The following is a 22796-nucleotide window of genomic DNA, read 5'->3' as shown; positions in this document are numbered from 1 at the left end:
GAAGGGAGAACGTACGCCACCGGCCGCCCCATTCCCGCACTCCGGGTGACGTGCGCCGCTCCCTTCCGGAGGAACGGTCACGCCGGGCCGGGACGATCATGCGACGGTACGACCACGACCCCCGGCCTGTGGACGACGGGCCGCACCGGTCCCGCCCGACCTGGCAGCATGGCGGAGTGACAGCAGCAACGCACTCCCCCCTCTTCCCACAGGTCCCCGAGACCGCGGACGCGGTGCTCGACGGGCTCGACCCGGAGCAGCGCGAGGTCGCCCTCGCCCTGCACGGCCCGGTGTGCGTCCTCGCCGGCGCCGGCACGGGCAAGACGCGGGCGATCACCCACCGGATCGCCTACGGGGTGCGGGCGGGCGTGCTGCCGCCCGCGAGCGTGCTCGCCGTCACCTTCACCAACCGCGCCGCGGGCGAGATGCGCGGCCGGCTCCGCCAGCTCGGCGCCGGCGGGGTGCAGGCCCGCACCTTCCACTCGGCGGCGCTCCGACAGCTCCAGTTCTTCTGGCCGAAAGCGATCGGTGGCCCGCTGCCCCGGCTCGTCGAGCGCAAGGCCCAGCTCGTCGCCGAGGCCGCGGCCCGCTGCCGCGTCCGGCTCGACCGCAACGAGCTGCGGGACGTCACCGCGGAGATCGAATGGGCCAAGGTCACCCAGACCGTCCCCGCCGACTACCCGGCGGCCGTCGCCCGCTCCCGGCGCGACGCCCCCCGGGACCCGGCCGAGATCGGCCAGCTCTACGCGATGTACGAGCAGCTCAAGGGCGAGCGCTCGGTCATCGACTTCGAGGACGTGCTGCTGCTCACCGTCGGCATCCTCCAGGACCGGCCCGACATCGCCGACCAGATCCGCCGCCAGTACCAGCACTTCGTCGTCGACGAGTACCAGGACGTCTCCCCGCTCCAGCAGCGCCTTCTGGAGCTGTGGCTGGGCGAGCGGGACAGCCTCTGCGTGGTCGGCGACGCCAGCCAGACGATCTACTCCTTCACCGGCGCCACCCCCGACCACCTGCTCGACTTCCGCACCCGCCACCCGCACGCGACCGTGGTCAAGCTGGTCCGCGACTACCGCTCCACCCCCCAGGTCGTCCACCTCGCCAACGGCCTGCTGAACCAGGCGTCCGGCCGGGCCGCCGACCACCGCCTGGAGCTGATCTCGCAGCGCGGGACCGGCCCCGAGCCGGTCTACGCCGAGTACGGCGACGAGCCCGCCGAGGCCGAGGGCACCGCCCGCCGGGTCCGCGACCTGATCGCCGCCGGCGTCCCGGCCGGCGAGATCGCCGTCCTCTACCGGATCAACGCCCAGTCGGAGGTCTACGAGCAGGCCCTCGCCGACGCCGGCGTCCCCTACCAGCTGCGCGGCGCCGAGCGCTTCTTCGAGCGCCAGGAGGTGAGGGAGGCGGGCGCGGCCCTGCGCGGCGCCGCCCGCTTCGGGGCGAACGACTCGCTCCTCGACGGCGCCGACGACCTCCCCGCCCAGGTTCGGGCGGTGCTTTCCGGCCAGGGCTGGTCCAGCGTGCCGCCGGCCGGCTCCGGCGCGGTCCGCGACCGCTGGGAGTCGCTCGCCGCGCTCGCCCGGCTCGCCGACGACTTCGCCGCCGCCCGCCCTGGCGCCACCCTCTCCGACCTGGTCGCCGAACTGGACGAGCGGGCCGCCGCTCAGCACGCCCCCACCGTCCAGGGCGTCACCCTCGCCTCCCTGCACGCCGCCAAGGGCCTGGAGTGGGACGCCGTCTTCCTGGTCGGCCTCACCGACGGCATGCTGCCGATCACCTACGCCAAGACGGACGAGCAGATCGAGGAGGAGCGCCGCCTGCTCTACGTGGGCGTCACCCGCGCCCGCGTCCACCTCACGCTCTCCTGGGCGCTCTCCCGCTCCCCGGGCGGCCGCGCCCACCGCGTCCCCAGCCGCTTCCTCAAGGGCCTCCGCCCCGGCTCCGGCAGCCGCGCCGGCGGCCACGGCGCCCCGGGCGGCGGCGTCGAGCGGGGTGGCGCCGGACCCCTCGCCGGCACCCGCCGCCGGGGCTCCCGCGGCCTCGTCCGCTGCCGGGTCTGCGGCACCACCCTCACCGAGGCCGGCGCGATGAAGCTGCTCCGCTGCGAGGACTGCCCCTCCGACATGGACGAGGGCCTGTACGAGCGCCTGCACGCCTGGCGCGCGGAGCGGGCCCGCGCCCTCGGCCAGCCCGCCTATTGCGTCTTCACCGAGAAGACGCTCATGGCCATCGCCGAGCGCGTCCCCGCCTCCGCCGGCGAGCTCGCCATGATCGCCGGGGTCGGCGCCCGCAAGCTCGACCGCTTCGGGGCCGATGTCCTCGCCATCTGTGCAGGTGAGGAGGGTGTGGCGGGTGCCGAGGACGACTGAACGAAACTCGTGGGAAAAATAGTTTGCGCCCGCCCCGTCAAGCCCCATAGGTTCTTAACCACGCAACAGCGGCTTCTCTGAAGCCCTGTCTCGTGCTGTACTTGTCCAAATAAACATCGAGGGCCCGGCTCGCACCCGTGCTCTCCGAGACGCCGAGAGGAGGCGATTCCAGTGATCAGCAACATCAACGTCAGCACCGCCATCAGCACCGCCAAAATGACCGATCGCTCGGCCGTCTCCACCTGCTCGCTCGGCCTCTCCGCCTTTGCGCTCCTTGGCACTGGTCTGCCTGTCGCCGGTCTGCCCGTCATCGGTCTGCCCGTCGCCGGCCTGTCCGGTCGCGGCACGGCCGTCGTCGAGCGCAACGAGCGACCGACCAAGGCACGGGTGGCTGAAGAGACCAAGGCCGGATTCACGGCCTATGGCTTTGCGGCGGCCGGTGCCGGCAAGCAGCAGACGATGACGCAGCACCACACGATGTGGGCCTTCCGTGGGCTCGAACCCTGGAGTGATCCAGCCTGATCCGATCAGGCAGGCGCCTTCAGGGCCGCGGAACCCCACCCGGGATCCGCGGCCCTTCTGTTTGTCCCCGAACGGGGAGGACGGAGCGAAGGGGCCTCGGGACAAGACAACCCGGTACCAGCCGAAGACCCGGCCCACCGGCCGGAACGACCAGACGAGGAAACAAACCCGTGCAACTCGAAGCGCACGCCCCGTCCGTACCGCCTTCCGAAACGCTCCCCCTGCCCGGTCTCACGGAGGACCCCGCCTTGACCCCCCTGACATCGCTCACCGCGCTCGACGACGCCATCGAGAACCTCGGCGTCCCCGTCCCCTGCCGTGCCTACGACCCGGAGGTCTTCTTCGCCGAGTCCCCGGCCGACGTGGAGTACGCCAAGTCCCTCTGCAAGACCTGCCCGCTGGTCGCGGCCTGTCTCGCCGGCGCCAAGGAGCGCCGTGAGCCCTGGGGCGTCTGGGGCGGAGAGCTCTTCGTCCAGGGTGTCGTCGTCGCCCGCAAGCGGCCCCGCGGCCGTCCGCGCAAGAACCCGGTCGCGGCATGACCGCCCGCACCTGGGAGGCACCCCACAAGGCCCCCAGGCGTACCGGAACGATCGACCACCCCCTCACGCACGATCCCCAGAAGCAGGCCCCGATGACCACGCCCGCCACCGAGCCCATCCGCTCCGCCCACCCCGAACTCTCCACCGCCGGCGCCCCCGCGCTGCGTCAGAACAGGACCCGTGACATGCAACTCATCCCAGAAGCCCTGGCCCGTGCCCATATGCACGAGCGACAGCGCGAGGCCGAGGCGGAACGTCAGGCCGTGCGCCTGATCGCCGCCCGGCGCATGCAGCGCCGCGCCGAGCGCGTCTCGCTGCGCGCCCGCCGCGCCCTCGCCATGGCCGTCATGAACTGACGCCCCACCGGGCGTCCCCGCGGGGGCCGGTCCGAACGGACCGGCCCCCGCGGTGCGTTGCCCCGCCGCGGCGGCCCCGCCGGGCTATCGTCACGAGGATGAACGAGCCCCGCGCCGCGGAGGGAGCCGTGGCCTGCGCACGCTGCGGCAGGACCGCCGACACCCTCCCCATCACCTGGACCTGCTCCGTCGAGAACGGCCGCCGCGAGTACTTCTGCGAGGAGTGCGCCCGCGCCAACATCCGGGCCATCGAGGGCCGCCTCGACTCCTCCTGGTGGTGACCGCCCTCAGTCCGCCGCGGCGAACCCGGGCAGCCAGGCCGCCAGCTCGTCCCGCAGCCGGACCCGCGCGTCCAGCTGACAGAGCACGCCGATCGTGGACAGCGTCACCCGGTGGATCAGCAGGTACGACGGCGGCAGGTTCAGCTGCCGACCCAGCTGGTGCGCCGGGGAGCGGGGGTCGGCGATCCGGGCCGCCTGCGTCCGCATCCAGCCCCGGGTGAAGACGAAGGACTCCTCCCCGGCCGGCTCGATGATCGGCCGCAGGTACTCCAGGACCTCGTCCGGATCGAGCGCCACCGACTCCTTCACGAAGCCCTCCGCCCGCAGCAGCGCGTACACCGGCTCCGCCTCCCCGGCCAGCGCCATCCGCAGACAGGTCCCGATCGTCTCCGGCAGCCCGCCCGGCAGCCGGTCCACCGTGCCGAAGTCGAGCACGCCCAGCCGCCACCCCGCCGGATCGTCCGACCCGGCGGCCGGCAGCAGCCGGAAGTTCCCCGGATGCGGATCGGCGTGCAGCAGCCCCGTCCGCGCCGGGCCGGAGAAGAGGAACCGGGCGAGGAGCTGCCCGGCCCGGTCCCGCTCCTCCGGGGCGCCCTCCGCGATCACCTCCGCGAGCGGGATCCCCTCCAGCCACTCGGTCACCAGCACCTGCTCCGCCTGGTGCACCACCGCCGGCACCACCACGTCCGGGTCGTCCGCGAAGACCTCCGCGTGCTCCCGCTGGGACCGCGCCTCCAGCGCGTAGTCCAGCTCCTCCGCCACCCGCTCCCGCAGCTCCGTGAGGAGCGGCTTCACCTCGATCCCCGGCACCAGCGGCCCGAGGAGCCGGGCGAACCGGCCCAGCTGCGCCAGGTCCGACAGCAGGGCCTCCCCGGCGCCCGGGTACTGCACCTTCACCGCGACCTCGCGCCCGTCGTGCCAGACCGCCCGGTGCACCTGCCCGATCGACGCGGCCGCCGCCGGCTTGTCCTCGAACTCCAGGAACAGCTCCCGCCACGCCTCCCCGAGCCGCTCCGCCAGCACCGCGTGCACCGTCCGCACCGGCATCGGCGGCGCCGCCTCCTGAAGCTTCGTCAGCGCCGCCCGGTAGGGCCCGGCGACCTCCTCCGGCAGCGCCGACTCGAAGACGGACAGCGCCTGGCCGAACTTCATGGCCCCGCCCTTGAGTTCGCCGAGCACCCGGAACAGCTGCTCCGCCGTGCGCTCCTGGAGCTCCCGGGCGACGAACTCGGCCGACTTGCCCCCGATCCGCTTGCCCAGACCCCAGGTCGCGCGCCCCGCGAAGCCCAGCGGCAACGCGGCCAACTTGGCGGTCCGGGTGACCGCCTTCCGGGGAAGATCAGACATGCGCCCCTCCAATTCCCAGACTGCCGTGCCGGGCGGGTCCGTGCCCCGCCCTCGTGGTGGGCGCCTCCCCCGCTGTCGAGGCGCCCACCCCCACCCTGCCGCGCGCGGCCCCGCAGGGACAGGCCGGGTGCGGTGTCGTCCGCTCGGACCGCCACCCCAGCGACGGGGCCGTCACCTCCCAGCGGGTCCCCGTGGAGGCCGGAAGCTCCCCGTCCAGGAAGGCCAGCGCGTGCGCGGCGGCGAGCCCCGCCACCGCCGCCGCCAGCGTCACGTCACAGGCCGGCAGCGGGTGCGGCGCCCCCGAACGCCACTGCGCGAGCAGCCGCGGCCACGCCGGGTCCCGGTCCGTCGCCTCCTCCTGGAGACAGCGGGCGCACGCCGTCCCGCCCGGCAGCACCAGGGGCCCCACCCACCCCGTCGCCTCCAGCACCCCCGCGTACAGGTGGGGCGTCCCCGCCGCCATCCACGGCTCCGCCGCCACCGGGTCCGGCACCAGCACCCCCAGGCCGTCCCGGGGCGCCACCACCACGAGCGACGCCGCCGCACCGCCGTCCCCGTCACCCGGGCCCGTCCGGCGGCCCGCCCGCCGCGCCGCCACCGGCCCGCGCGCCCAGCGCCCCACGAGCCGCCGCGCCGCCGTCACCCGCCGCTCGCCGACCGACTCGGCGGGCAGCCCGCCCGGCGCCGTCTCCCACGGCTCGACCCGGCCCCCGTCCACCACCTCCACCCCGCCCACGCCCGCCGCCGCGAGCAGCGCCGCCACCGTCGTGCCCACCCGCCCGGCGCCCCGCACCCGCACCCGCCGCTCCCGGCGGGCCGCCAGCGTCCGCAGCGCCCGGTCCGGCTCCGGGCACACCACCGACAGCGCGGCCAGGTCCGCCCGCAGCGGATCCAGTGCCGTGTCCACCGCCCCCGCCGCGGGGCCCGCCCGCCCCGGCCTTCCGGCCCCGGCCGCCACGAGCAGTCCCGCCGCCGCGAGCCGGTCGAGGAGCGCGTCGAGCCGTCCCTCCGGAAGCCCCAGCGCCGCCGCCTCCTCGCGCAGCAGCGCGGTGCCGCGCGTCCCGTCCAGCAGCCCGAGCAGCCGTCCCGTCGCCGCGTCCACCGGATCCAGCACCACCGCGTGCGCCGGCGTCACCCCGTACTGCACGCACGTCAGACTCCGCCACGCCCGCCGCAGCGCCGGCTTCACCATCGGATGCATCCCGCCCGCCTTCCCGCGATCCCCGCGATTCCCGTGCTCTCCGCGATCTCTCCGTGCTCTCGGGAACAGGCTGCCCGCCGGCGCGGAACCGTGCGGAAAGTTGTCCACAGGGCCGCTCGAAAGTCATATAGGTCATACGAAGCGGTTTTCGTCGGACGCGCCCGGTACCGTCGAGCCGTGCCAGTCGAGATCCGCAGGAGCGCCCGCCGCACCCGATCCGTCTCCGCGTACCGCGAGGGGGACCGCACGATCGTGCTCATCCCGGCCCGGATGTCCGAGGCCGAGGAGCGCCGCTGGGTCGGCGTGATGCTGGAGAAGCTCGCCGCCAAGGAGAAGGACAAGGAGCGCCGCGCCACCCGCGGCGACGCCGAGCTGGCCGAACGGGCCGGCCGCCTCTCCGCCCAGTACCTCGACGGCCGCGCCCGGCCCGATTCCGTGCGATGGGTCACGAACCAGAACAGCCGATGGGGCTCCTGCACCCCCGCCGAGGGCTCCATCCGGCTCTCCCACCGACTCCAGGGCATGCCCGAATACGTGGTCGACTACGTCCTCCTGCACGAGCTCGCCCACCTCCTCGTCCCCGGCCACGGACCCGCGTTCTGGCGCCTCTTGGAGGCGTACCCGCGCACCGAGCGGGCCCGCGGATACCTCGAAGGAGTGGTCGCCGCGGCCCGTCTCCCGCACCCGCCGGACGGCGGTCCCGCCGCCTGAGACGGGTTTTCCCGATTCCGTACCGGAACCGTCCCGCCCTGTCTCAATGTCGTTCCCAGCGGTTAGCCTGACGCGAGTCATTCGCCATCGGGATGGGGGACGGTCGTTACGCATGGCCAGGGAATTCCAACGAGGCCACAAGGCCAAGATCAGTGATCTGACCGCGGGCACCGATCTGTACGTGGGCGTGCAGATCGCGGCTCCCGGGCTCACCTTCGACATCAGCTGCTTCGGCCTCGACGCCGACGAGCGGCTCTCCGACGACCGGTACTTCGTCTTCTTCAACCAGCCGAAGTCGCCCGAGGAGTCCATCCAGCTGCTGGGGGCCCAGGCCGGGGACACCGAGTCCTTCCGGGTCACCCTCGACCGGATCCCCCCGCAGATCCACAAGCTGTCCTTCACCGCCACCATCGACGGCGACGGCCAGATGTCGCAGGTCGGCCCCGGCTGGATCCGGATCGTCGCGGGCGGCGAGGAGGTCGCCCGCTACGCCTTCACCGGCTCGGAGTTCTCCACCGAGCGCGCGGTCATGCTCGGCGACTTCTACCTCAAGGACGTGTGGCGCTTCGCCGCCGTCGGCCAGGGCTTCGACGGCGGCCTGGAAGCGCTGCTGCGGAACTTCGGCGGAGAGGTCCTGGAGGAGGAGCCGGCCGCCCAGCCGCCCGCCGCCCCCCAGCAGGCCGCCCCCGGCTTCGGCGCCCCCGCCCAGGCCGCCGCGCCCCCGGCCTTCGGCGCGCCCGCCGTCCCGGCGCCCGCCCCGCCCCCCGGCTACGGCACCCCGCAGCCCGGCTACGGCGCCCAGCCGCCCACCCCGCCGCCCGCCCCGCAGCCGGTGCACAGCCAGCCCACCATGGTCGCTCCGCTCGCCCCCGCCCCGGTGCCGCCCCCGCCCCCCGTCCCGGGCGCCCCCGGTCCGTACGGCCAGCCCCCGCAGCCCTCCTACGGCGGTCAGATCCCCGGCCAGACCCCACCCCACGGAGCCCCGTACGGCCAGCCGCCGCAGGCCCCGTACGGCCAGCAGCCCGGCTACGGCCAGCCGGCGCCCTACGGCCAGCAGCCCGGCATGCCGCCCCAGGGCATGCCCCCGCAGGGCGTCCCCCAGGGCGCGCCCGCGGCCGGCGCCGGACTCGCCGCCGCGCTCGCCCCCTTCAAGGAGACCGCCACCGGCGCCCGCTGGACCCCGCAGAACCAGCAGCTCATGCGGGTCGACCTGGCCATGGGCGGCACCCCCGTCCTCGCCCGCCAGGGCTCCATGGTCATGTACCAGGGCAAGGTCGACTTCTCCTACAAGGGCGCGGGCTTCGCCGGCCGGATCGTCGGCAACGCCACCGGCCAGGAGATGCAGCTGATGCGCTGCACCGGCCGAGGCCAGGTCTTCCTCGCGGAGAACGGCGCCCATCTGCACCCGATCGAGCTCCAGGGCGACGCCATCTGCGTCTCCGCGGAGAACGTGCTCGCCTTCGACGAGACCCTCCAGTACGAGGTCCGCCGCATCGAGGGCCACGGCATCCCCGGCGGCGCCCTGTTCACCATGCAGTTCCAGGGCAGCGGCACCGTGATCGTCAAGACCAACGGCGTCCCCGTGGTCCTGCCCGTCACCCCCACGACCTTCGCCGACTGCAACGCGGTCGTCGCCTGGTCCGCGGCCTCGCAGGTCATCCTCTCCAGCCAGGTCCGGCTCCGGCGCAACGCCTACCCCGGCCACAGCGGGGAGACCGTGAACCTCCAGTTCCGGGGCGCCCCCGGCAACTTCATCGTCGTCCAGCCGTACGAGGTCTGAGGGAGCCCGACACCATGAACCAGCAGCTCGCGGGCTATGCCCCGACCCCCATCGCGGCCCGCATGGAGAACCACGGCCGCACCATGCTCAAGGTCGCCATGGCCACCGGCCAGGACCTCTACGCCCGGGCCGGCTCGATGGTCGCCTACGAGGGCTTCGTCAGCTACGAGCCCAACCCGCCGGCCGTCCGCCAGGTCGCCAAGGAGTGGGCCACCGGCGAAGGCGCGCCGATCATGAAGTGCGCCGGCGACGGACTGCTCTACCTCGCCGACTACGGCGCCGACGTCGTCGTGATCAACCTCCAGAACGACGCCATCTCCGTCAACGGCACCAACCTCCTCGCCTTCGACGCCCACCTCCAGTGGGGCGTCGAGCGGGTCAAGGGCCTCGCCAAGTTCGCCGGACAGGGCCTGTTCAACGTGCAGATCGCCGGTACCGGCTGGGTCGCGCTCACCTCGCGCGGCACCCCGGTCGTCGTCGACTGCGGCCGCGGCGAGGACGAGACGTACGTCGACCCCGACGCGCTCGTCGCCTGGTCGCCGGCGCTCAAGGTCAAGGGCAAGCGCAGCTTCAAGGCGTCCTCCCTCATTGGGCGGGGCAGCGGCGAGGCATACCAGATGGCCTTCTCGGGCCAGGGCATCGTCGTCGTACAGCCCAGCGAGGACAGCAGCGACCGCCTGCGGGTCCGGGGCTGAAGGGGAGCGAGAACAGCATGCAGAGCCCGCTTTTCAACCACGCGGAACAGCAGAGCCAGGAGCGGTACGTCGTCCAGAACCCGCAGCTCCTGCGAGTCAGCCTCACCGGCCACGACGACGTCCTGGCCCGCAAGGGCGCCATGGTCGCCTACCAGGGCCTCGTCGACTTCGACGGCGAGTACCAGAGCGCCAACCAGCGCCGCGCCCGCGCCCGCACCGGCGAGGGCCTCGACCTGATGCGCTGCTCCGGTCAGGGCACGGTCTACTTCGCCAACCTCGCCCAGTACGTCCACGTCGTGGAGGTCGAGCAGGAGGGCCTCACCGTGGACAGCTCCTACGTGCTCGCGCTGGACACCAGCCTCCACACCGAGGTCATCGCCGTCGACAGCCAGTACGGCGTCTCCGGCACCGGCAAGTACCAGCTCAACATCACCGGCCGCGGCAAGGTCGCCCTCATGACCTCCGGCCAGCCGCTGATGCTCCAGGTCACCCCGGACAAGTACGTGAGCGCCGACGCGGACGCGATCGTCGCCTGGTCCACCTCGCTGCGGGTCCAGATGCAGGCCCAGACGCACAACACCAGCGTCCGCAGCCGCCGGGGCAACACCGGCGAGGGCTGGGAGCTCAGCTTCCTCGGCCAGGGCTTCGCCCTCGTCCAGCCCAGCGAGGTCCTGCCGCCGCAGCACGCGGCGATCGGCCAGGGCGTCGCCGCCCAGTACGGCGTCGGCCAGCACGGCGCCCACGGCCAGAACCAGAACAACGCCTGGAACTGACCGGCCCGGGACGACGCCCGGAACCGACCGGCACGGACACGTGGAGAGGGCCCCGGGAGACCGGGGCCCTCTCCACGTCCGCTCACAGGCGGGCCAGCGTGCCCTCCACCAGCCGCACCACCGAGGCGTCCGCGACCGCGGCCACCTCGTCGTACGCGAACCACCGCAGGTCCAGCGACTCCTCGCTGATCCGTGCCACCCCGTCCGCCGGGGCCAGCGCCGCGTACTGCACGTCGAGGTGCCAGTGGCAGGGCGCCGGGATCGGGTGCCGGTCCAGCCGCACCGGACCACCGGGCAGCAGCGTCAGCCCCGCGATGCCCGACTCCTCCGCGGCCTCGCGCAGCGCCGCCGCCTCGACCGTCGGATCGCCCTCCTCGCAGTGGCCACCCATCTGGAGCCACATGCCGAGCTTCTTGTGCAGGGTGAGCAGCACCCGCCCGCGCGAGGGGTCGACCACCAGCGCGCTGCTGGTGAGGTGGCCCGCCCCGCAGGGCTTGTACATGCCGTCCGGATGCGTCGCCAGGTGGTCCAGATAGAGCTCGCGCAGCTCCGGCTGGCCCTCGTACCCCTTCAGGACGAGGACCGCGTCGTCGTGCAGGCTCACTCCTGGGAACCGTCCTCGTCCTGGTCCTTCCGGCCCTCCGCCGCCTCGCCGAGCATCTTGTCCAGCTCGGAGAAGTCCATCTGCTCGCGGTGGACGAAGCCGTCCGGGTCGTCCAGGTCGGTCGCCGTCGGCAGCATGTCGGGGTGCTCCCACAGCGCGTCGCGGCCGTCGACGCCCCGGGCGTCGGTGAGCGAGGCCCACAGCCGGGAGGCGTCCCGCAGCCGGCGCGGCCGGAGCTCCAGGCCGATCAGGGTGGCGAAGGTCTGCTCGGCGGGACCGCCGGTGGCCCGGCGCCGCCGCAGCGTCTCGCGGAGCGCGTCCGCCGAGGTCAGCCGGGACTTGGCGGCCTCGTGGACCACCGCGTCGACCCAGCCCTCGACCAGCGCGAGCGCCGTCTCCAGCCGGGCCAGGGCCGCCTTCTGCGCGGGCGTGTCCTGCGGCTGGAACATGCCGGACTGGAGCGCCTCCTGGAGCTGCTCCGGGTGGGTCGGGTCGAGCTGGGAGACGGCCTCCTCCAGCTTCGAGGTGTCGACCTTGATCCCGCGCGCGTAGGACTCGACCGCGCCGAAGAGGTGCGCCCGCAGCCACGGCACGTGCGCGAAGAGGCGCTGGTGGGCGGCCTCGCGCAGGGCCAGGTAGAGCCGCACCTCGTCGGAGGGCACGCTCAGGTCCTTGCCGAAGGACTCCACGTTCAGCGGGAGCAGCGCGGCCCGGGAGGCCGGGCCGAGCGGCAGGCCGACGTCGGTCGAGCCGACGACCTCGCCCGCGAGCGCGCCGATGGCCTGCCCGATCTGCTGGCCGAACATGGCGCCGCCCATCGACCGCATCATGCCGATCAGCGGGCCCGCCATGGCCTGCATCTCCTGCGGCAGCACGTCGCCCATGGCCGTGCCGACCCGCTCGGCGACCGGGTCCACGAGCTCCTTCCACGCGGGGAGGGTCGCCTCGACCCACTCGGCGCGGCTCCACGCCACCGCCGCGTTCGCCCCGGAGGGCAGCGAGGTGGCCTGGTCCAGCCACAGGTCGGCGAGGCGGACGGCCTCCTCGACCGCGGACTTCTCGGCCGGGCCCACGCTGGCGTCCTTGACGCCGTCGGCGGTGCCCTGGGCGACCACCTGGCGGGCGATCTGCTTGGCCATGTCCCAGTTCACGGGACCGCCCTCGTAGCTGAGCATCTGCCCGAGCTGCTGGAAGGCCGCACCCAGGTCCGTCGGGTTCATCGACCCGAACATCGCGGCGAACGGGTTGTCCGCGCCGCCCTGGCCGCCCATGCCCGGGATGCCGAAGCCGAACGGGTTCGCCCCGAACGGGTTGCCGCCGCCCTGGCCGCCGGACCCCTGGCCACCTCCGGCGGGGTCCTTCTTCTTGCCTTCGTCGCCGTCCTCCGGCTCCTCCGGCGGAAGGCCGAATCCGAATGGGGTGTCACTCACAGGTTTCCTCGGCTCCTAGGGCCGCCGGCCTCTGCCGGCGGCGACTGCCCGCTGCACAACACCAGCGTAGACATCCTGGTCGGATATGGGCTCATGTCTCCGCCGGGCCGTGCCCTGCGGCAGGATGGACGCCACCTGGTACGTACGCGTCATCCCCGTACGCACTGAAGACAACCACTGGAGTCGGTCGGTGAGTTCCCCAGATCCGCAGGTTCGCGGAGCGCGAAACCACTCAACCCGGTCCGCCGCGCGCGGTCCCGTCGTCGCGGTCACCGGCGCCGCCACGGGCATCGGAGCCCTGCTGACCAGGCATCTCGCCGATTCGGAGGAGGTCCGGCAGGTCATCGCCATCGACGAGCGGCGGGGCGAGGTGGCCGAGGCGACCTGGCACGTCCTCGACGTGCGCGATCCGGCCATCGCGGAGAAGCTGCGCGGTGCCGACGTCGTCGTGCACCTCGCCGTCGACCTCGACCTGGAGACCGACCCCGCCGCCCGGACGGCCTACAACGTCCGCGGCACGCAGACGGTCCTCACCGCCGCAGCGGCGGCCGGCGTCCGCCGGGTCGTCCTGTGCACCTCGACCATGGTCTACGGCGCCCTGCCCGACAACGACATCCCGCTCTCCGAGGACGCCGAGCTGCGCGCCACCGCCGAGGCCACCGGCGTCGGCGACCTCCTGGAGGTCGAGCGGCTCGGCCGCCGCGGCTCCCGCGCCCACCCCGGCCTCAACGTGACCGTGGTCCGCCCCGCCGTCCTCGTCGGCGGCACGGACACCGCGCTCACCCGCTACTTCGAGTCGCCCCGGCTGCTCGTCGTCGCCGGATCCCGCCCCACCTGGCAGTTCTGCCACGTGGAGGACCTGGTCAGCGCCCTGGAGTACGCGGCCCTGGAGAAGGTCGACGGCGAGTTCGCGGTCGGCTGCGAGGGCTGGCTGGAGCAGGACGAGGTCGAGGAGCTGTCGGGGATCCGCCGCATGGAGCTGCCCTCGGCGGTGGCGCTCGGCGCCGCCGCGCGGCTGCACCGGATCGGCCTCACCCCGTCCCCGGCCGGCGACCTCGCCTACACCATGCACCCGTGGGTGGTCAGCGTCGGCCGTCTCCACGACGCGGGCTGGCGGCCGAAGTGGACCAACGAGGAGGTCCTGGCGGCGCTCCTGGAGGAGGTCCAGGGCCGGCACACGGTCGCGGGCCGCCGGCTGGGCCGCAAGGACGCCACGGCGGCGGGCGCGGCGGGCGCCACGGTGGCCCTCCTGGGCACTGCGGCCCTGGTGCGCCAGATGCGGAAGCGGCGCGGACTGTAGGACCCTCCTACGGGGGGTCCCGGTCCGCCGGTCGAAAACGCTATTCCGGGATGTCGGAGGCGTGCGGCACCATGGACCGCATGACCACCACGCACGACCACCCCGGTGAGCAGGCCGCGGACGACCCGATCAAGCTGCTCGCGATCCGCGACACCCCGCTCTCGGTGGACGAGGTCTTCCGGGCCGTCGGCGACGACGCCGCGGGCGGCACGACCCTGTTCGTCGGCACCGTGCGCAACCACGACGGCGGCGCCGACGTCGACGCGCTGGGCTACTCCTGCCACCCGAGCGCCGAGGCCGAGCTGCGCCGGGTCGCCGAGAAGGTCGTGGCGAACCATCCGGTCCGCGCCCTGGCGGCGGTCCACCGCGTGGGCGACCTCTCCGTCGGCGACATCGCGGTCGTCGTCGCCGTCTCCTGCCCCCACCGCGGCGAGGCATTCGAGGCGTGCCGCATGCTGATCGACGACCTCAAGCACGAGGTCCCCATCTGGAAGCACCAGACCTTCTCGGACGGCACCGAGGAGTGGGTCGGGGCCTGCTGAGCCCCCTCGGGGGAGTGGCAAGGGGGCGCGCCGACACGGCGTAGCCGAACGCCCGATTTGCGTAACCGGCCCCCAGGGCCGAGCGTTGTTGACACAGATGAATAATCTGCTGGTCAACTCACTGGGGATGGGAGGTCGGGATGGCAGCGCTGGCCTGGTTGCTGATTCCGCTTTTCGCAGTCGTCGGAGCGGCGATATGGGGAAGCTGGGTCCAGAGGAACAAGACCATAGGTGACGTGGCCGAACTCGCCGGCTACGCCCGCTTCCGGGACGCCATGGAGCGCGCCCACCCCGCCGCCCCCGATTCCGCTCCGTTCCGCCCCGTGCACGAGGCCGCCCCCGCCGAGTCCTGACGGTCCTCCGGCGCCGTCCCGGACGGACCGCCCCGGGAGTGCGCGCACAGGCGAGTCCCGTACTGTCGTTCCATGCCACGCCGCACCGCGACGATGCTCGCCTCCACCCTGGTCCTGATCTGCCTGCTGATCGCGGGCGTCCTGATCCCGGTGCCGTACGCGGAGATGAGCCCCGGGCCCACGGTCAACACGCTCGGCGAGGCCCGCGGCGAGCCGGTCCTCCAGATCTCCGGCCGCAAGACCTACCCGACCGACGGCCACCTCAACATGACCACGGTCAGGGTCACCAGCGCGGACTACAAGATGAACGCCGTCGAGGCGGTCTACGGCTGGCTGGCGCACGACAACGTGGTGGTCCCGCACGACACCCTCTACCCCGACGGGAAGACGGAGGAGGAGTCGAGCCAGGAGAACGCGGAGGAGTTCAGCCAGTCGCAGGAGAGCGCCAAGGTCGCCGCCCTCGACGAGCTCGGCATCCCCTTCACCACCCGGGTCGTCGTCGCCTCCGTGGTGAAGGACTCCCCGGCGGAGGGCACCCTCCACGCCGGTGACGTGATCAAGGCCGTCGACGGGAAGCCGGTCACCAAGCCGGCCGACGTCGCCGCGCAGGTGACCAAGCGGAAGCCGGGCGACAAGGTGGAGTTCACCATCGTCCCGGCCGCGGAGGCCGTGGCCGCCGAGAAGGCGCACAAGGAGCCCACCGCCACCCGGAAGGTCTCCCTCACCACCGTGAAGTCCGAGGAGGGCGACCGGGCGATCGTCGGCATCCAGGCCGGCACCGACCACGTCTTCCCGTTCACCATCGACATCAAGCTGGCCGACGTCGGCGGCCCCAGCGCCGGTCTGATGTTCGCGCTCGGGATCGTCGACAAGCTGACCCCGGAGAGCCTGACCGGCGGGAAGTTCGTCGCGGGCACCGGCACCATCGACGACGAGGGCAAGGTCGGCCCGATCGGCGGCATCCGGATGAAGCTGGTCGGCGCGCGGAGCGCGGGCGCCGAGTACTTCCTCACCCCCGCCGAGAACTGCGCCGCCGCGGCCGGCGACACGCCCGACGGCCTCACCCTGATCAAGGTCGACACCATCGACGATGCGAAGAAGTCGCTGGAGAAGCTCCGCAAGGGCGACACCGCGAACCTGCCGAGCTGCTCGAAGGACTGAACGAAGGGCCGAACGAGGAGCGGGGCGAAGGGTTGGGCCCCCGTGCGGTCTCCCGCGCCGGGCCCCGGGTACGGACCCCTGCGCCGAGCCCCGGTACGGGACCCCGCGCGGGGGTCCCGTACCCGTACCGCTCAGCCCTCGAAGGTGGCCGCGAGCGCCTCGGCGAGGCCCGGCACCAGGTCCGGGCCGGTCAGGACCTCGGTCGGCGAGTCCTTCTCGCGCAGCCGGATCGCCGCCTCCCGGGTGCCGTTCCGCAGCACGGCCACCGTCATCCGGACCTCCTGGCGGTCCGGGTGCGCGGCCACCCACTTGTTCAGCTTGGCGCCGCTCAGGTCCTTGGGGACCTGGGCCTCCGCCGACGGCGGCAGCATCAGCCGCTCCACCGTCAGGGCGCAGCCCGCCACCCCCTCCGGCCAGGCGATGGTGCCGAGGAACTCGTCGAGCGGCTTGCCCTTGGGGATCTCCTCCTGCTCGATGGGGGTGTAGGCGGTGGCGTCCTGGCCGAGCTTCAGCGAGGGCGCCTGGGCGCGCAGCCGCGCGGTGTCGACCAGGGCGAAGAGACGGGCGGGCCGGTCCCAGCCGAGACCCGAGGCGTACTCGTCGATCTCGAGCACCGCGCGGGTGAGGGGACTGGAGGCCATCGGCGGGCCCGAGGGGGAAAGGTTGGACATGGGCAATATCCTGCCTCCTCTTCCCCCCGAGACGGGAACTAGGTAAAGCGTCGGTAAGTTGCATCTGTGGGTCCTACGATCACGGGGCCCGCATTCCGACGCATCAACACCGAGGGGCGCACGTTGGCTTTCCAGATGCCGGACCGTGGCGGAGGCCCGTCCGGGCCAAGGATCAGAGTCGGCCGGCCGTCCCGGCGGGCCCGCACCCTGCTCATGACACTGGGCGTGCTGGCCGTCCTGGCCATGGCGTTCGTGATGTTCGCGGGGTTCTGGACGGACTGGCTCTGGTACCGCTCGGTCCACTACTCGTCCGTGTTCACCACCACCCTGTGGACCAAGATCGGCCTCTTCGCCGTCTTCGGCCTGCTGATGGCGCTCACCGTCGGCCTCAACATCTGGCTGGCGTACCGGCTGCGGCCGCCGCTGAGCGCGATGTCGATGGAGCAGCAGAGCCTCGACCGCTACCGGATGGGCGTCGCCCCCTTCAAGAAGTGGGTGCTGCTCGCGGTCACCGCCCTGGTGGGCCTGATCGCCGGCGCCTCCGCCTCCGGCCAGTGGCGCACCTGGCTCATGTGGGTCAACGGGGTGTCCTTCGGCGAGAAGGACTCCCAGTTCGGCAAGGACGTCTCGTTCTACGCCTTCGACCTGCCCTGGTACCGCTTCCTGCTGGCCTTCGGCTTCGCCGCCGTGGTGCTCTCCCTGATCGCCGCGGCGATCACGCACTACCTGTACGGCGGACTGCGGGTCACCAGCCCCGGTGCCCGCGCCACGGCCGCCGCCACCGGCCACCTCTCGGTGCTCCTCGGCGTCTTCGTCACCCTCAAGGCCGTGGCGTACTGGCTCGACCGGTACGGCCTCGCGGTGAAGTCCAGCGACTTCAAGGCCACCGGCAACTGGACGGGCCTGAGGTACGTCGACGCCAACGCCTACCTGCCGGCGAAGACGATCCTCTTCTGCATCGCCGTCATCTGCGCCGTGCTCTTCTTCGCCACGCTGTGGCGCCGCACCTGGCAGCTGCCCGTCATCGGCTTCGGCCTGATGGTGCTCTCCGCCGTGCTGATCGGCGGCCTGTACCCGGCGATCGTGCAGAAGTTCCAGGTCCAGCCGAACGAGCAGGCCAAGGAAGCCCCGTACATCCAGAAGAACATCGACGCGACCCGCAGGGCGTACGCGATCGACGAGACCAAGCTGGAGAACTACTCGGGCAAGTCGACGGTCAAGGCCAAGGACAAGCTGCGCACGGACGCCGACTCGGCGGCCAGCTACCGCGTCCTCGACCCGAACATCGTCTCGCCGACCTTCCAGCAGCTGGAGCAGAAGCGGAAGTACTACCAGTTCCCGACGACGCTCGACGTGGACCGCTACGAGGGCCAGGACGTCGTCATCGGCCTGCGCGAGCTGAACATCCGCGGCATCCCGAAGCGGAACTGGATCAACGACCACTTCACCTACACCCACGGCTACGGCGCCATCATGGCCCGCGGCACCCAGACCGACGCCAACGGCTCCCCGGTCTTCACCGAGTCGGGCCTGCCGACCACCGGTGACCTCGGCGAGTACCAGCAGCGGATCTACTACGGCGAGAAGACCGACCAGTACTCGATCGTGGGCGGCCCCCAGAAGGAGCTGGACTACGAGGAGAACGGCGAGAAGACCACCAGCTACGGCGGCAACAGCGGCGTCAGCCTGGAGAACGCCTTCAACCGCGCGGCCTACGCGGTGGCCTTCAGCGAGCCGCAGATCCTCTACTCCGGAGCCATCGGCGACGGCTCGCGGATCCTGTACAACCGCACGCCCAAGCAGCGCGTCGAGGCCGTCGCCCCCTGGCTGACCATCGACGGCGACGCCTACCCGGCGGTCGTCGAGGGCAAGATCAAGTGGATCGTCGACGCCTACACGACCAGCAACGGCTACCCGTACGCCTCGCGGACCACGCTCGGCGACACCACGGCCGACTCGCTGACCGTCGGCAACCAGCAGCGGGCGGTCGTCGCCCAGCAGAACCAGGTCAACTACATCCGCAACTCGGTGAAGGCCACCGTCGACGCCTACGACGGCACGGTCACCCTCTACCAGTGGGACACCGAGGACCCGGTCCTGAAGACCTGGATGAAGGCCTTCCCTGACACGGTGAAGCCCAAGGCCGACATCAAGGGCGACCTCCTGGAGCACCTGCGCTACCCGCAGGACATGTTCAAGGTCCAGCGCGAGCTGCTGACCCGCTACCACGTCACCGACCCGGCCCAGTTCTACAGCGGCTCGGACGCCTGGCAGGTGCCGGACGACCCGACCACCAAGGAGAACGTGGCGGTGCCGCCGTACTACCTGAGCATGAAGATGCCCGGGGACGCGGACCAGCGCTTCTCGCTGACCACGACGTTCACCCCGAACGGGCGGCCCAACCTGGGCGGCTTCATGGCGGTCGACGCCGACGCCACCAGCAAGGACTACGGCCGGCTGAGACTGCTGCGGGTCACCGAGGACGTGCCGGGACCGGCGCAGGTGCAGAGCAAGCTGAACGGCCTGCCCGACGTGGCCACCTTCGTCCGCGACATGAAGGGCGCCGACTCGGACATCCAGTACGGCAACCTGCTCACCGTGCCGCTCGACGGCGGGTTCCTCTATGTGGAGCCGGTCTACGCCCAGGGACGGAACGCGCTCTACCCGCTCCTGAAGAAGGTCGCGGTGTCGTACGTGGACGCCGACCAGCCGGACGGCGACACCACCAAGGACACCACGGTGTTCGAGAACACCCTCACGGAGGCCCTCAACGCGGTCTTCGGGGTGGAGGCCACCACGCCGCCGACCACGCCCCCGGGCACCGAGCAGCCGCCGACCACCCCGCAGCCGCCGGCCTCGGCGGACGCGGCGCTGAAGCAGGCCATCGCCGACGCCCAGAAGGCGTACGACGCGGGCGAGGCCGCTCTGGCGAAGGGCGACTGGACGGCCTACGGCAAGGCCCAGGAGGACCTCCAGGCCGCCCTGGAACGGGCCGCCGAGGCGGGCGCCAAGATCCAGCCGTCCGGCACGGGCGGTGCGGAGAAGCCGGCCGAGGGCAGCTGACCTGCGAGCTTCACCCCGCGTCGTGATAGTGTGACTTCACCGACGCGGGGTGGAGCAGCTCGGTAGCTCGCTGGGCTCATAACCCAGAGGTCGCAGGTTCAAATCCTGTCCCCGCTACTGAAACGAGGGCTCGGATCCATAAGGATCCGGGCCCTCGTCGCGTGTCGGGGTGACGAGGGGCACCGAAGAGCGGTACGGAAGGGGCGAGTTGAGGCGGAACGTGTTTGACTTGTCTCTCTGTGGGCATGTCGACAAAACGCTGAGGTGACCTCACCGGCTGCGGTATACCGGGTGTGCGCGGGTTGCGGGTGGTGCGACGATGGTATTTATGGGGGACAGGGCAACTCTGTTGGAGACAGGGCGGTTTGTGCAGCGGCACGCCAGAAATGCCGCGGACGAGATCATCGAGGCAGTGACGGCCGTCGATGCCTTCGCCGACACCACCGCCAGGACCGAACCGGACGCCGGACCGGAGACCGAGGCCGAGACCGAGGCCGAGACCGAAGGCCGCCACCGGAGGGCCGCCGAGCGCGGTGACACCGACGCCATGAGCGCCCTCGGCGCCCTGCTGCTGCGCCGCGGCGACCTCGAGGGGGCCGAGCCCTTCCTGCGCGCCGCCACCGCCGAGGGCGACCGCGCCGCCGCCAACAACCTGGGCGTCCTGCTCCACCAGCGCGGCTACCCCGACGAGGCCGCCGGCTGGTGGCGGGTCGCCGCCGTCGCGGGCTCCGCGCCGGCCGCGCACGCGCTGGGCCGCCACCACCGCGAGCGCGGCGACGAGCCCGCCGCCGAGTACTGGCTCCGCCAGGCCGCCGAGCAGGGCCACGCGCTGGGCGCCTACGCCCTCGCCGAACTCCTCGAACACCGCAGCGACGTCGGTGCCGAGCGCTGGCTGCGGGCCGCCGCCGAGCAGGGCCACCGCGAGGCCGCCTACCGCCTCGCCCTGGCCCTGGAGCGGCGCGCCACCGAGCCCCTGCGGGGCCCGCACGCCTACGGCCCCGCCGCCGCCGCGGGCCGCGCCGGCCACGCGTACGACACGGCGGGCCGCCTCCGCGCCGCCGACACCCTCCGCGGCGGCGAGCGCGCGCCCGCCGTCGCCCCGCGCCCCGAGACCGGGCCGCCCCGGGCGGCGGAGGGCGCCGCCGCCCGGCTGCTCGGGGAGGCCGAGCAGTGGTTCCGGCAGGCCGCCGCCCGGGGGCACCGCCGGGCCGCGCTGCACCTCGGGGCGATCCTGGAGCAGCGCGGCGAGCTGAAGGAGGCCGGCCGCTGGTACCTCAGCTCCGCCAAGGAGGGCGAGGCGAAGGCCGCCTGCGCGCTCGGCTTCCTGCTGCGCGACGCCGGGGACGAGGAGAGCGCCGCCGTCTGGTGGCTCCGCGCCGCCCAGGACGGCGACGGCAACGCCGCCAACGCGCTGGGCGCCCTGCACGCCGCCCGCGGCGAGCAGCAGACCGCCGAGCGCTGGTACCGCGCCGCCATGGACGCGGGCGACGTCAACGGCGCGTACAACCTGGGCCTGCTCTGCGCCGCCCAGGACCGCCTCCCGCAGGCCGAGCAGTGGTACCGGCGCGCCGCCTACGCGGGCCACCGCGAGGCCGCCAACGCGCTCGCCGTGCTGCTCCTCCAGGCCGGGGACGCGGGCGGCGCCGAGCCGTGGTTCTCCAAGGCCGCCGAGGCGGGCTCCGTCGACGCCGCCTTCAACCTGGGCATCATCCACGCGGGCCGCGACGACGACCGCGCCGCGCTCGCCTGGTACGAGCGGGCCGCCGCCGCCGGACACACCGAGGCCGCCCTCCAGGTCGGCATCGCCGCCCTGCGCGACGGCGACGAGCAGACCGCCGAGCGGCACCTGCGCTGCGCGGCGGGCGGCGGCAGCGCCGAGGCCGCCTTCCGGCTCGCCACCGTCCTCGACGCCCGCCGCCCCGAGCCCGGCCCGGTGGTCCTCGGCGCGCCCGTGGACCAGAAGACCGAGTGCGAGGAGTGGTACGAGCGGGCCGCGGAGCAGGGCCACCGGCGTGCCCAGGTCCGCGTCGGCATGCTCGCCGCCGGGCGCGGCGACCTCGCCGAGGCCGCCCGCTGGTACCGGGAGGCCGCCGAGGCCGGCAGCCGCAACGGCGCCTTCAACCTGGGGCTGCTGCTCGCCCGCGAGGGCAGCGAGCGCGAGGCCGCCCTCTGGTGGACCCGGGCCGCCAGGGCCGGCCACGGCCGTGCCGCGCTCCGCCTCGCGCTGCTCGCCGCCCGCCGGGGCGAGCTCGCCGAGGGCCGGAGCTGGTGCGCCCGCGCGGTGGAGCTCGGACCGGCCGAGGTCGCCGAGCGGGCGGCCCGGCTCAGCGAGGCGCTCCGCGAAGAGCTCACGGCGTAGGCCACCGGGCCCATGGCCGGAGGCCGGGGGGCTCGCGGAGCGGGAGCGTAAAGTCGATTTGCTCCTGTCGCACCAGTCCCGTAAGGTTGGGTTCAACGACGCGGGGTGGAGCAGCTCGGTAGCTCGCTGGGCTCATAACCCAGAGGTCGCAGGTTCAAATCCTGTCCCCGCTACTCAGTAGCCCGAAGGCCCGGACCGTCCCAGACGGTCCGGGCCTTCGGCGTTCCCGGGCGAGACGCCACGGATGCGCGGAAAAGGGCGCCCCCGAGGGAGCGCCCTTCGTTTTTCCGGCTAGGCCGTCGCGCAGTTCGGGCAGAGGCCCCGGTACGTGACCTCGACGTTCGAGATCGTGAAGCCGAAGCGCTCCGCGGCCGGCAGGTCCTTCAGCGGGTCGCCCGCCGGGTGGACGTCCCGGATCGCGCCGCAGCCGGCGCAGACCAGGTGCTGGTGCGGCCGGTGGGCATTGGGGTCGTACCGCTTGGCGCGGCCGTCCGTGGCGACCTCGATGACCTCGCCGAGCGTGACCATCTCGCCCAGCGTGTTGTAGACGGTCGCGCGGGAGATCTCGGGCAGGCGCTCGACGGCACGGGCGTGGACCTCGTCGGCGGTGAGGTGCACGTGGTCGCCGTCGAGGACCTCGGCGACGACACGGCGCTGGGCGGTCATCCGCCAGCCGCGGCCGCGCAGACGTTCCAACAGGTCGCTCATGAAGGCCAGGGTAACAGCGGGCGGAAACCGG

At 73.0% G+C, this 22796-nt stretch carries 21 protein-coding genes and 2 tRNA genes; 17 read left to right on the top strand and 6 right to left on the bottom strand.

Going from position 1 to position 22796, the window contains the following annotated elements; all coding sequences use genetic code 11:
* Nucleotides 1-176 precede the first annotated feature (176 nt).
* The 5 genes from IE326_RS06240 (at nt 177) to IE326_RS06220 (ending at nt 4067) form a co-directional block, all read left to right on the top strand.
* Nucleotides 177-2369: an ATP-dependent DNA helicase UvrD2 gene (locus IE326_RS06240; RefSeq protein WP_229915216.1), complete on the top strand. Its 2193-nt coding sequence runs from the start codon at nt 177-179 to the stop codon at nt 2367-2369.
* 174 nt (nt 2370-2543) lie between these two features.
* Entirely contained in the window at nt 2544-2891 is a 348-nt protein-coding gene (locus IE326_RS06235) for a hypothetical protein (protein WP_190042161.1), read from the top strand.
* Nucleotides 2892-3061: 170 nt separating this feature from the next.
* Nucleotides 3062-3430: a WhiB family transcriptional regulator gene (locus IE326_RS06230; protein ID WP_150231504.1), complete on the top strand. Its 369-nt coding sequence runs from the start codon at nt 3062-3064 to the stop codon at nt 3428-3430.
* Complete coding sequence (locus IE326_RS06225) at nt 3427-3786, top strand: putative WhiB-interacting protein (RefSeq protein WP_150231505.1); 360 nt, start codon at nt 3427-3429, stop codon at nt 3784-3786. The genes IE326_RS06230 and IE326_RS06225 overlap by 4 nt, the downstream gene beginning before the upstream one ends.
* 98 nt (nt 3787-3884) lie before the next feature.
* Nucleotides 3885-4067: a hypothetical protein gene (locus IE326_RS06220; protein WP_030762153.1), complete on the top strand. Its 183-nt coding sequence runs from the start codon at nt 3885-3887 to the stop codon at nt 4065-4067.
* Between the two features lie 6 nt (nt 4068-4073).
* On the opposite strand, the gene IE326_RS06215 is transcribed toward IE326_RS06220, so the two are convergent.
* Nucleotides 4074-5414 (bottom strand): ABC1 kinase family protein, encoded by a 1341-nt coding sequence (locus IE326_RS06215; protein ID WP_150231507.1) that lies wholly within the window; start codon nt 5412-5414, stop codon nt 4074-4076.
* Nucleotides 5407-6615 carry a TOMM precursor leader peptide-binding protein gene (locus IE326_RS06210; RefSeq protein ID WP_190041012.1) on the bottom strand — a complete coding sequence of 403 codons (1209 nt, stop codon included), beginning with the start codon at nt 6613-6615 and terminating at the stop codon, nt 5407-5409. Before IE326_RS06210 ends, IE326_RS06215 begins: the two co-directional genes overlap by 8 nt.
* Before the next feature lie 90 nt (nt 6616-6705).
* On the opposite strand from IE326_RS06210, the gene IE326_RS06205 reads away from it, so the two are divergent.
* The 4 genes from IE326_RS06205 to IE326_RS06190 all read left to right on the top strand — a co-directional run bounded on the left by IE326_RS06205 (nt 6706) and on the right by IE326_RS06190 (nt 10574).
* Nucleotides 6706-7326 carry a M48 metallopeptidase family protein gene (locus IE326_RS06205; RefSeq protein WP_190041011.1) on the top strand — a complete coding sequence of 207 codons (621 nt, stop codon included), beginning with the start codon at nt 6706-6708 and terminating at the stop codon, nt 7324-7326.
* A 112-nt stretch (nt 7327-7438) separates the two neighbouring features.
* The gene (locus IE326_RS06200) at nt 7439-9106 is read left to right on the top strand and encodes a TerD family protein (protein WP_190041010.1); all 1668 of its coding nucleotides are present in this window, start codon (nt 7439-7441) and stop codon (nt 9104-9106) included.
* Nucleotides 9107-9120: 14 nt separating this feature from the next.
* Entirely contained in the window at nt 9121-9801 is a 681-nt protein-coding gene (locus IE326_RS06195) for an AIM24 family protein (protein ID WP_150231515.1), read from the top strand.
* Between the two features lie 17 nt (nt 9802-9818).
* Entirely contained in the window at nt 9819-10574 is a 756-nt protein-coding gene (locus IE326_RS06190; protein ID WP_150231517.1) for an AIM24 family protein, read from the top strand.
* An 82-nt stretch (nt 10575-10656) separates the two neighbouring features.
* On the opposite strand, the gene IE326_RS06185 is transcribed toward IE326_RS06190, so the two are convergent.
* Both IE326_RS06185 and IE326_RS06180 read right to left on the bottom strand, forming a co-directional pair.
* Entirely contained in the window at nt 10657-11178 is a 522-nt protein-coding gene (locus IE326_RS06185; protein WP_150231519.1) for an NUDIX hydrolase, read from the bottom strand.
* Nucleotides 11175-12608 (bottom strand): zinc-dependent metalloprotease, encoded by a 1434-nt coding sequence (locus tag IE326_RS06180; protein WP_150231521.1) that lies wholly within the window; start codon nt 12606-12608, stop codon nt 11175-11177. The genes IE326_RS06185 and IE326_RS06180 overlap by 4 nt, the downstream gene beginning before the upstream one ends.
* A gap of 190 nt (nt 12609-12798) precedes the next feature.
* Here IE326_RS06180 and IE326_RS06175 point away from each other — a divergent pair, with 190 nt between their 5' ends.
* From IE326_RS06175 to IE326_RS06165, 4 genes are all read left to right on the top strand, one after another.
* Complete coding sequence (locus IE326_RS06175) at nt 12799-13908, top strand: SDR family oxidoreductase (RefSeq protein ID WP_150231523.1); 1110 nt, start codon at nt 12799-12801, stop codon at nt 13906-13908.
* Between the two features lie 80 nt (nt 13909-13988).
* Nucleotides 13989-14450 carry a molybdenum cofactor biosynthesis protein MoaE gene (locus IE326_RS06170; RefSeq protein WP_150231525.1) on the top strand — a complete coding sequence of 154 codons (462 nt, stop codon included), beginning with the start codon at nt 13989-13991 and terminating at the stop codon, nt 14448-14450.
* A 140-nt stretch (nt 14451-14590) separates the two neighbouring features.
* Complete coding sequence (locus tag IE326_RS40525; protein ID WP_150231527.1) at nt 14591-14803, top strand: hypothetical protein; 213 nt, start codon at nt 14591-14593, stop codon at nt 14801-14803.
* Nucleotides 14804-14875: 72 nt separating this feature from the next.
* Nucleotides 14876-15964 (top strand): YlbL family protein, encoded by a 1089-nt coding sequence (locus tag IE326_RS06165; protein WP_190041009.1) that lies wholly within the window; start codon nt 14876-14878, stop codon nt 15962-15964.
* A gap of 131 nt (nt 15965-16095) precedes the next feature.
* On the opposite strand, the gene IE326_RS06160 is transcribed toward IE326_RS06165, so the two are convergent.
* Nucleotides 16096-16635 carry a PPA1309 family protein gene (locus IE326_RS06160; protein WP_150231530.1) on the bottom strand — a complete coding sequence of 180 codons (540 nt, stop codon included), beginning with the start codon at nt 16633-16635 and terminating at the stop codon, nt 16096-16098.
* A 135-nt stretch (nt 16636-16770) separates the two neighbouring features.
* Here IE326_RS06160 and IE326_RS06155 point away from each other — a divergent pair, with 135 nt between their 5' ends.
* The 4 genes from IE326_RS06155 (at nt 16771) to IE326_RS06140 (ending at nt 22230) form a co-directional block, all read left to right on the top strand.
* A complete protein-coding gene (locus tag IE326_RS06155) occupies nt 16771-19698 on the top strand; it encodes a UPF0182 family membrane protein (RefSeq protein WP_150231532.1) in 2928 nt (975 codons plus the stop codon).
* A gap of 43 nt (nt 19699-19741) precedes the next feature.
* Nucleotides 19742-19815 (top strand) — tRNA-Met (locus IE326_RS06150).
* Between the two features lie 202 nt (nt 19816-20017).
* On the top strand, nt 20018-22057 hold the full coding sequence (locus IE326_RS06145; protein WP_190041008.1) for a tetratricopeptide repeat protein: 2040 nt from the start codon (nt 20018-20020) through the stop codon (nt 22055-22057).
* A gap of 99 nt (nt 22058-22156) precedes the next feature.
* Nucleotides 22157-22230, top strand: a tRNA-Met gene (locus tag IE326_RS06140).
* A gap of 118 nt (nt 22231-22348) precedes the next feature.
* Here the strand turns inward: IE326_RS06140 and IE326_RS06135 are convergent.
* Nucleotides 22349-22765 carry a Fur family transcriptional regulator gene (locus tag IE326_RS06135; RefSeq protein ID WP_150231536.1) on the bottom strand — a complete coding sequence of 139 codons (417 nt, stop codon included), beginning with the start codon at nt 22763-22765 and terminating at the stop codon, nt 22349-22351.
* Nucleotides 22766-22796 lie beyond the last annotated feature (31 nt).

The sequence above is a fragment of the Streptomyces filamentosus genome (assembly GCF_014654895.1).
In the GTDB taxonomy this organism is placed as follows: domain Bacteria; phylum Actinomycetota; class Actinomycetes; order Streptomycetales; family Streptomycetaceae; genus Streptomyces; species Streptomyces filamentosus.
The sequence above is the reverse complement of the archived record's forward strand: the minus strand, read 5'-3'. Positions and strand labels throughout refer to the sequence as shown.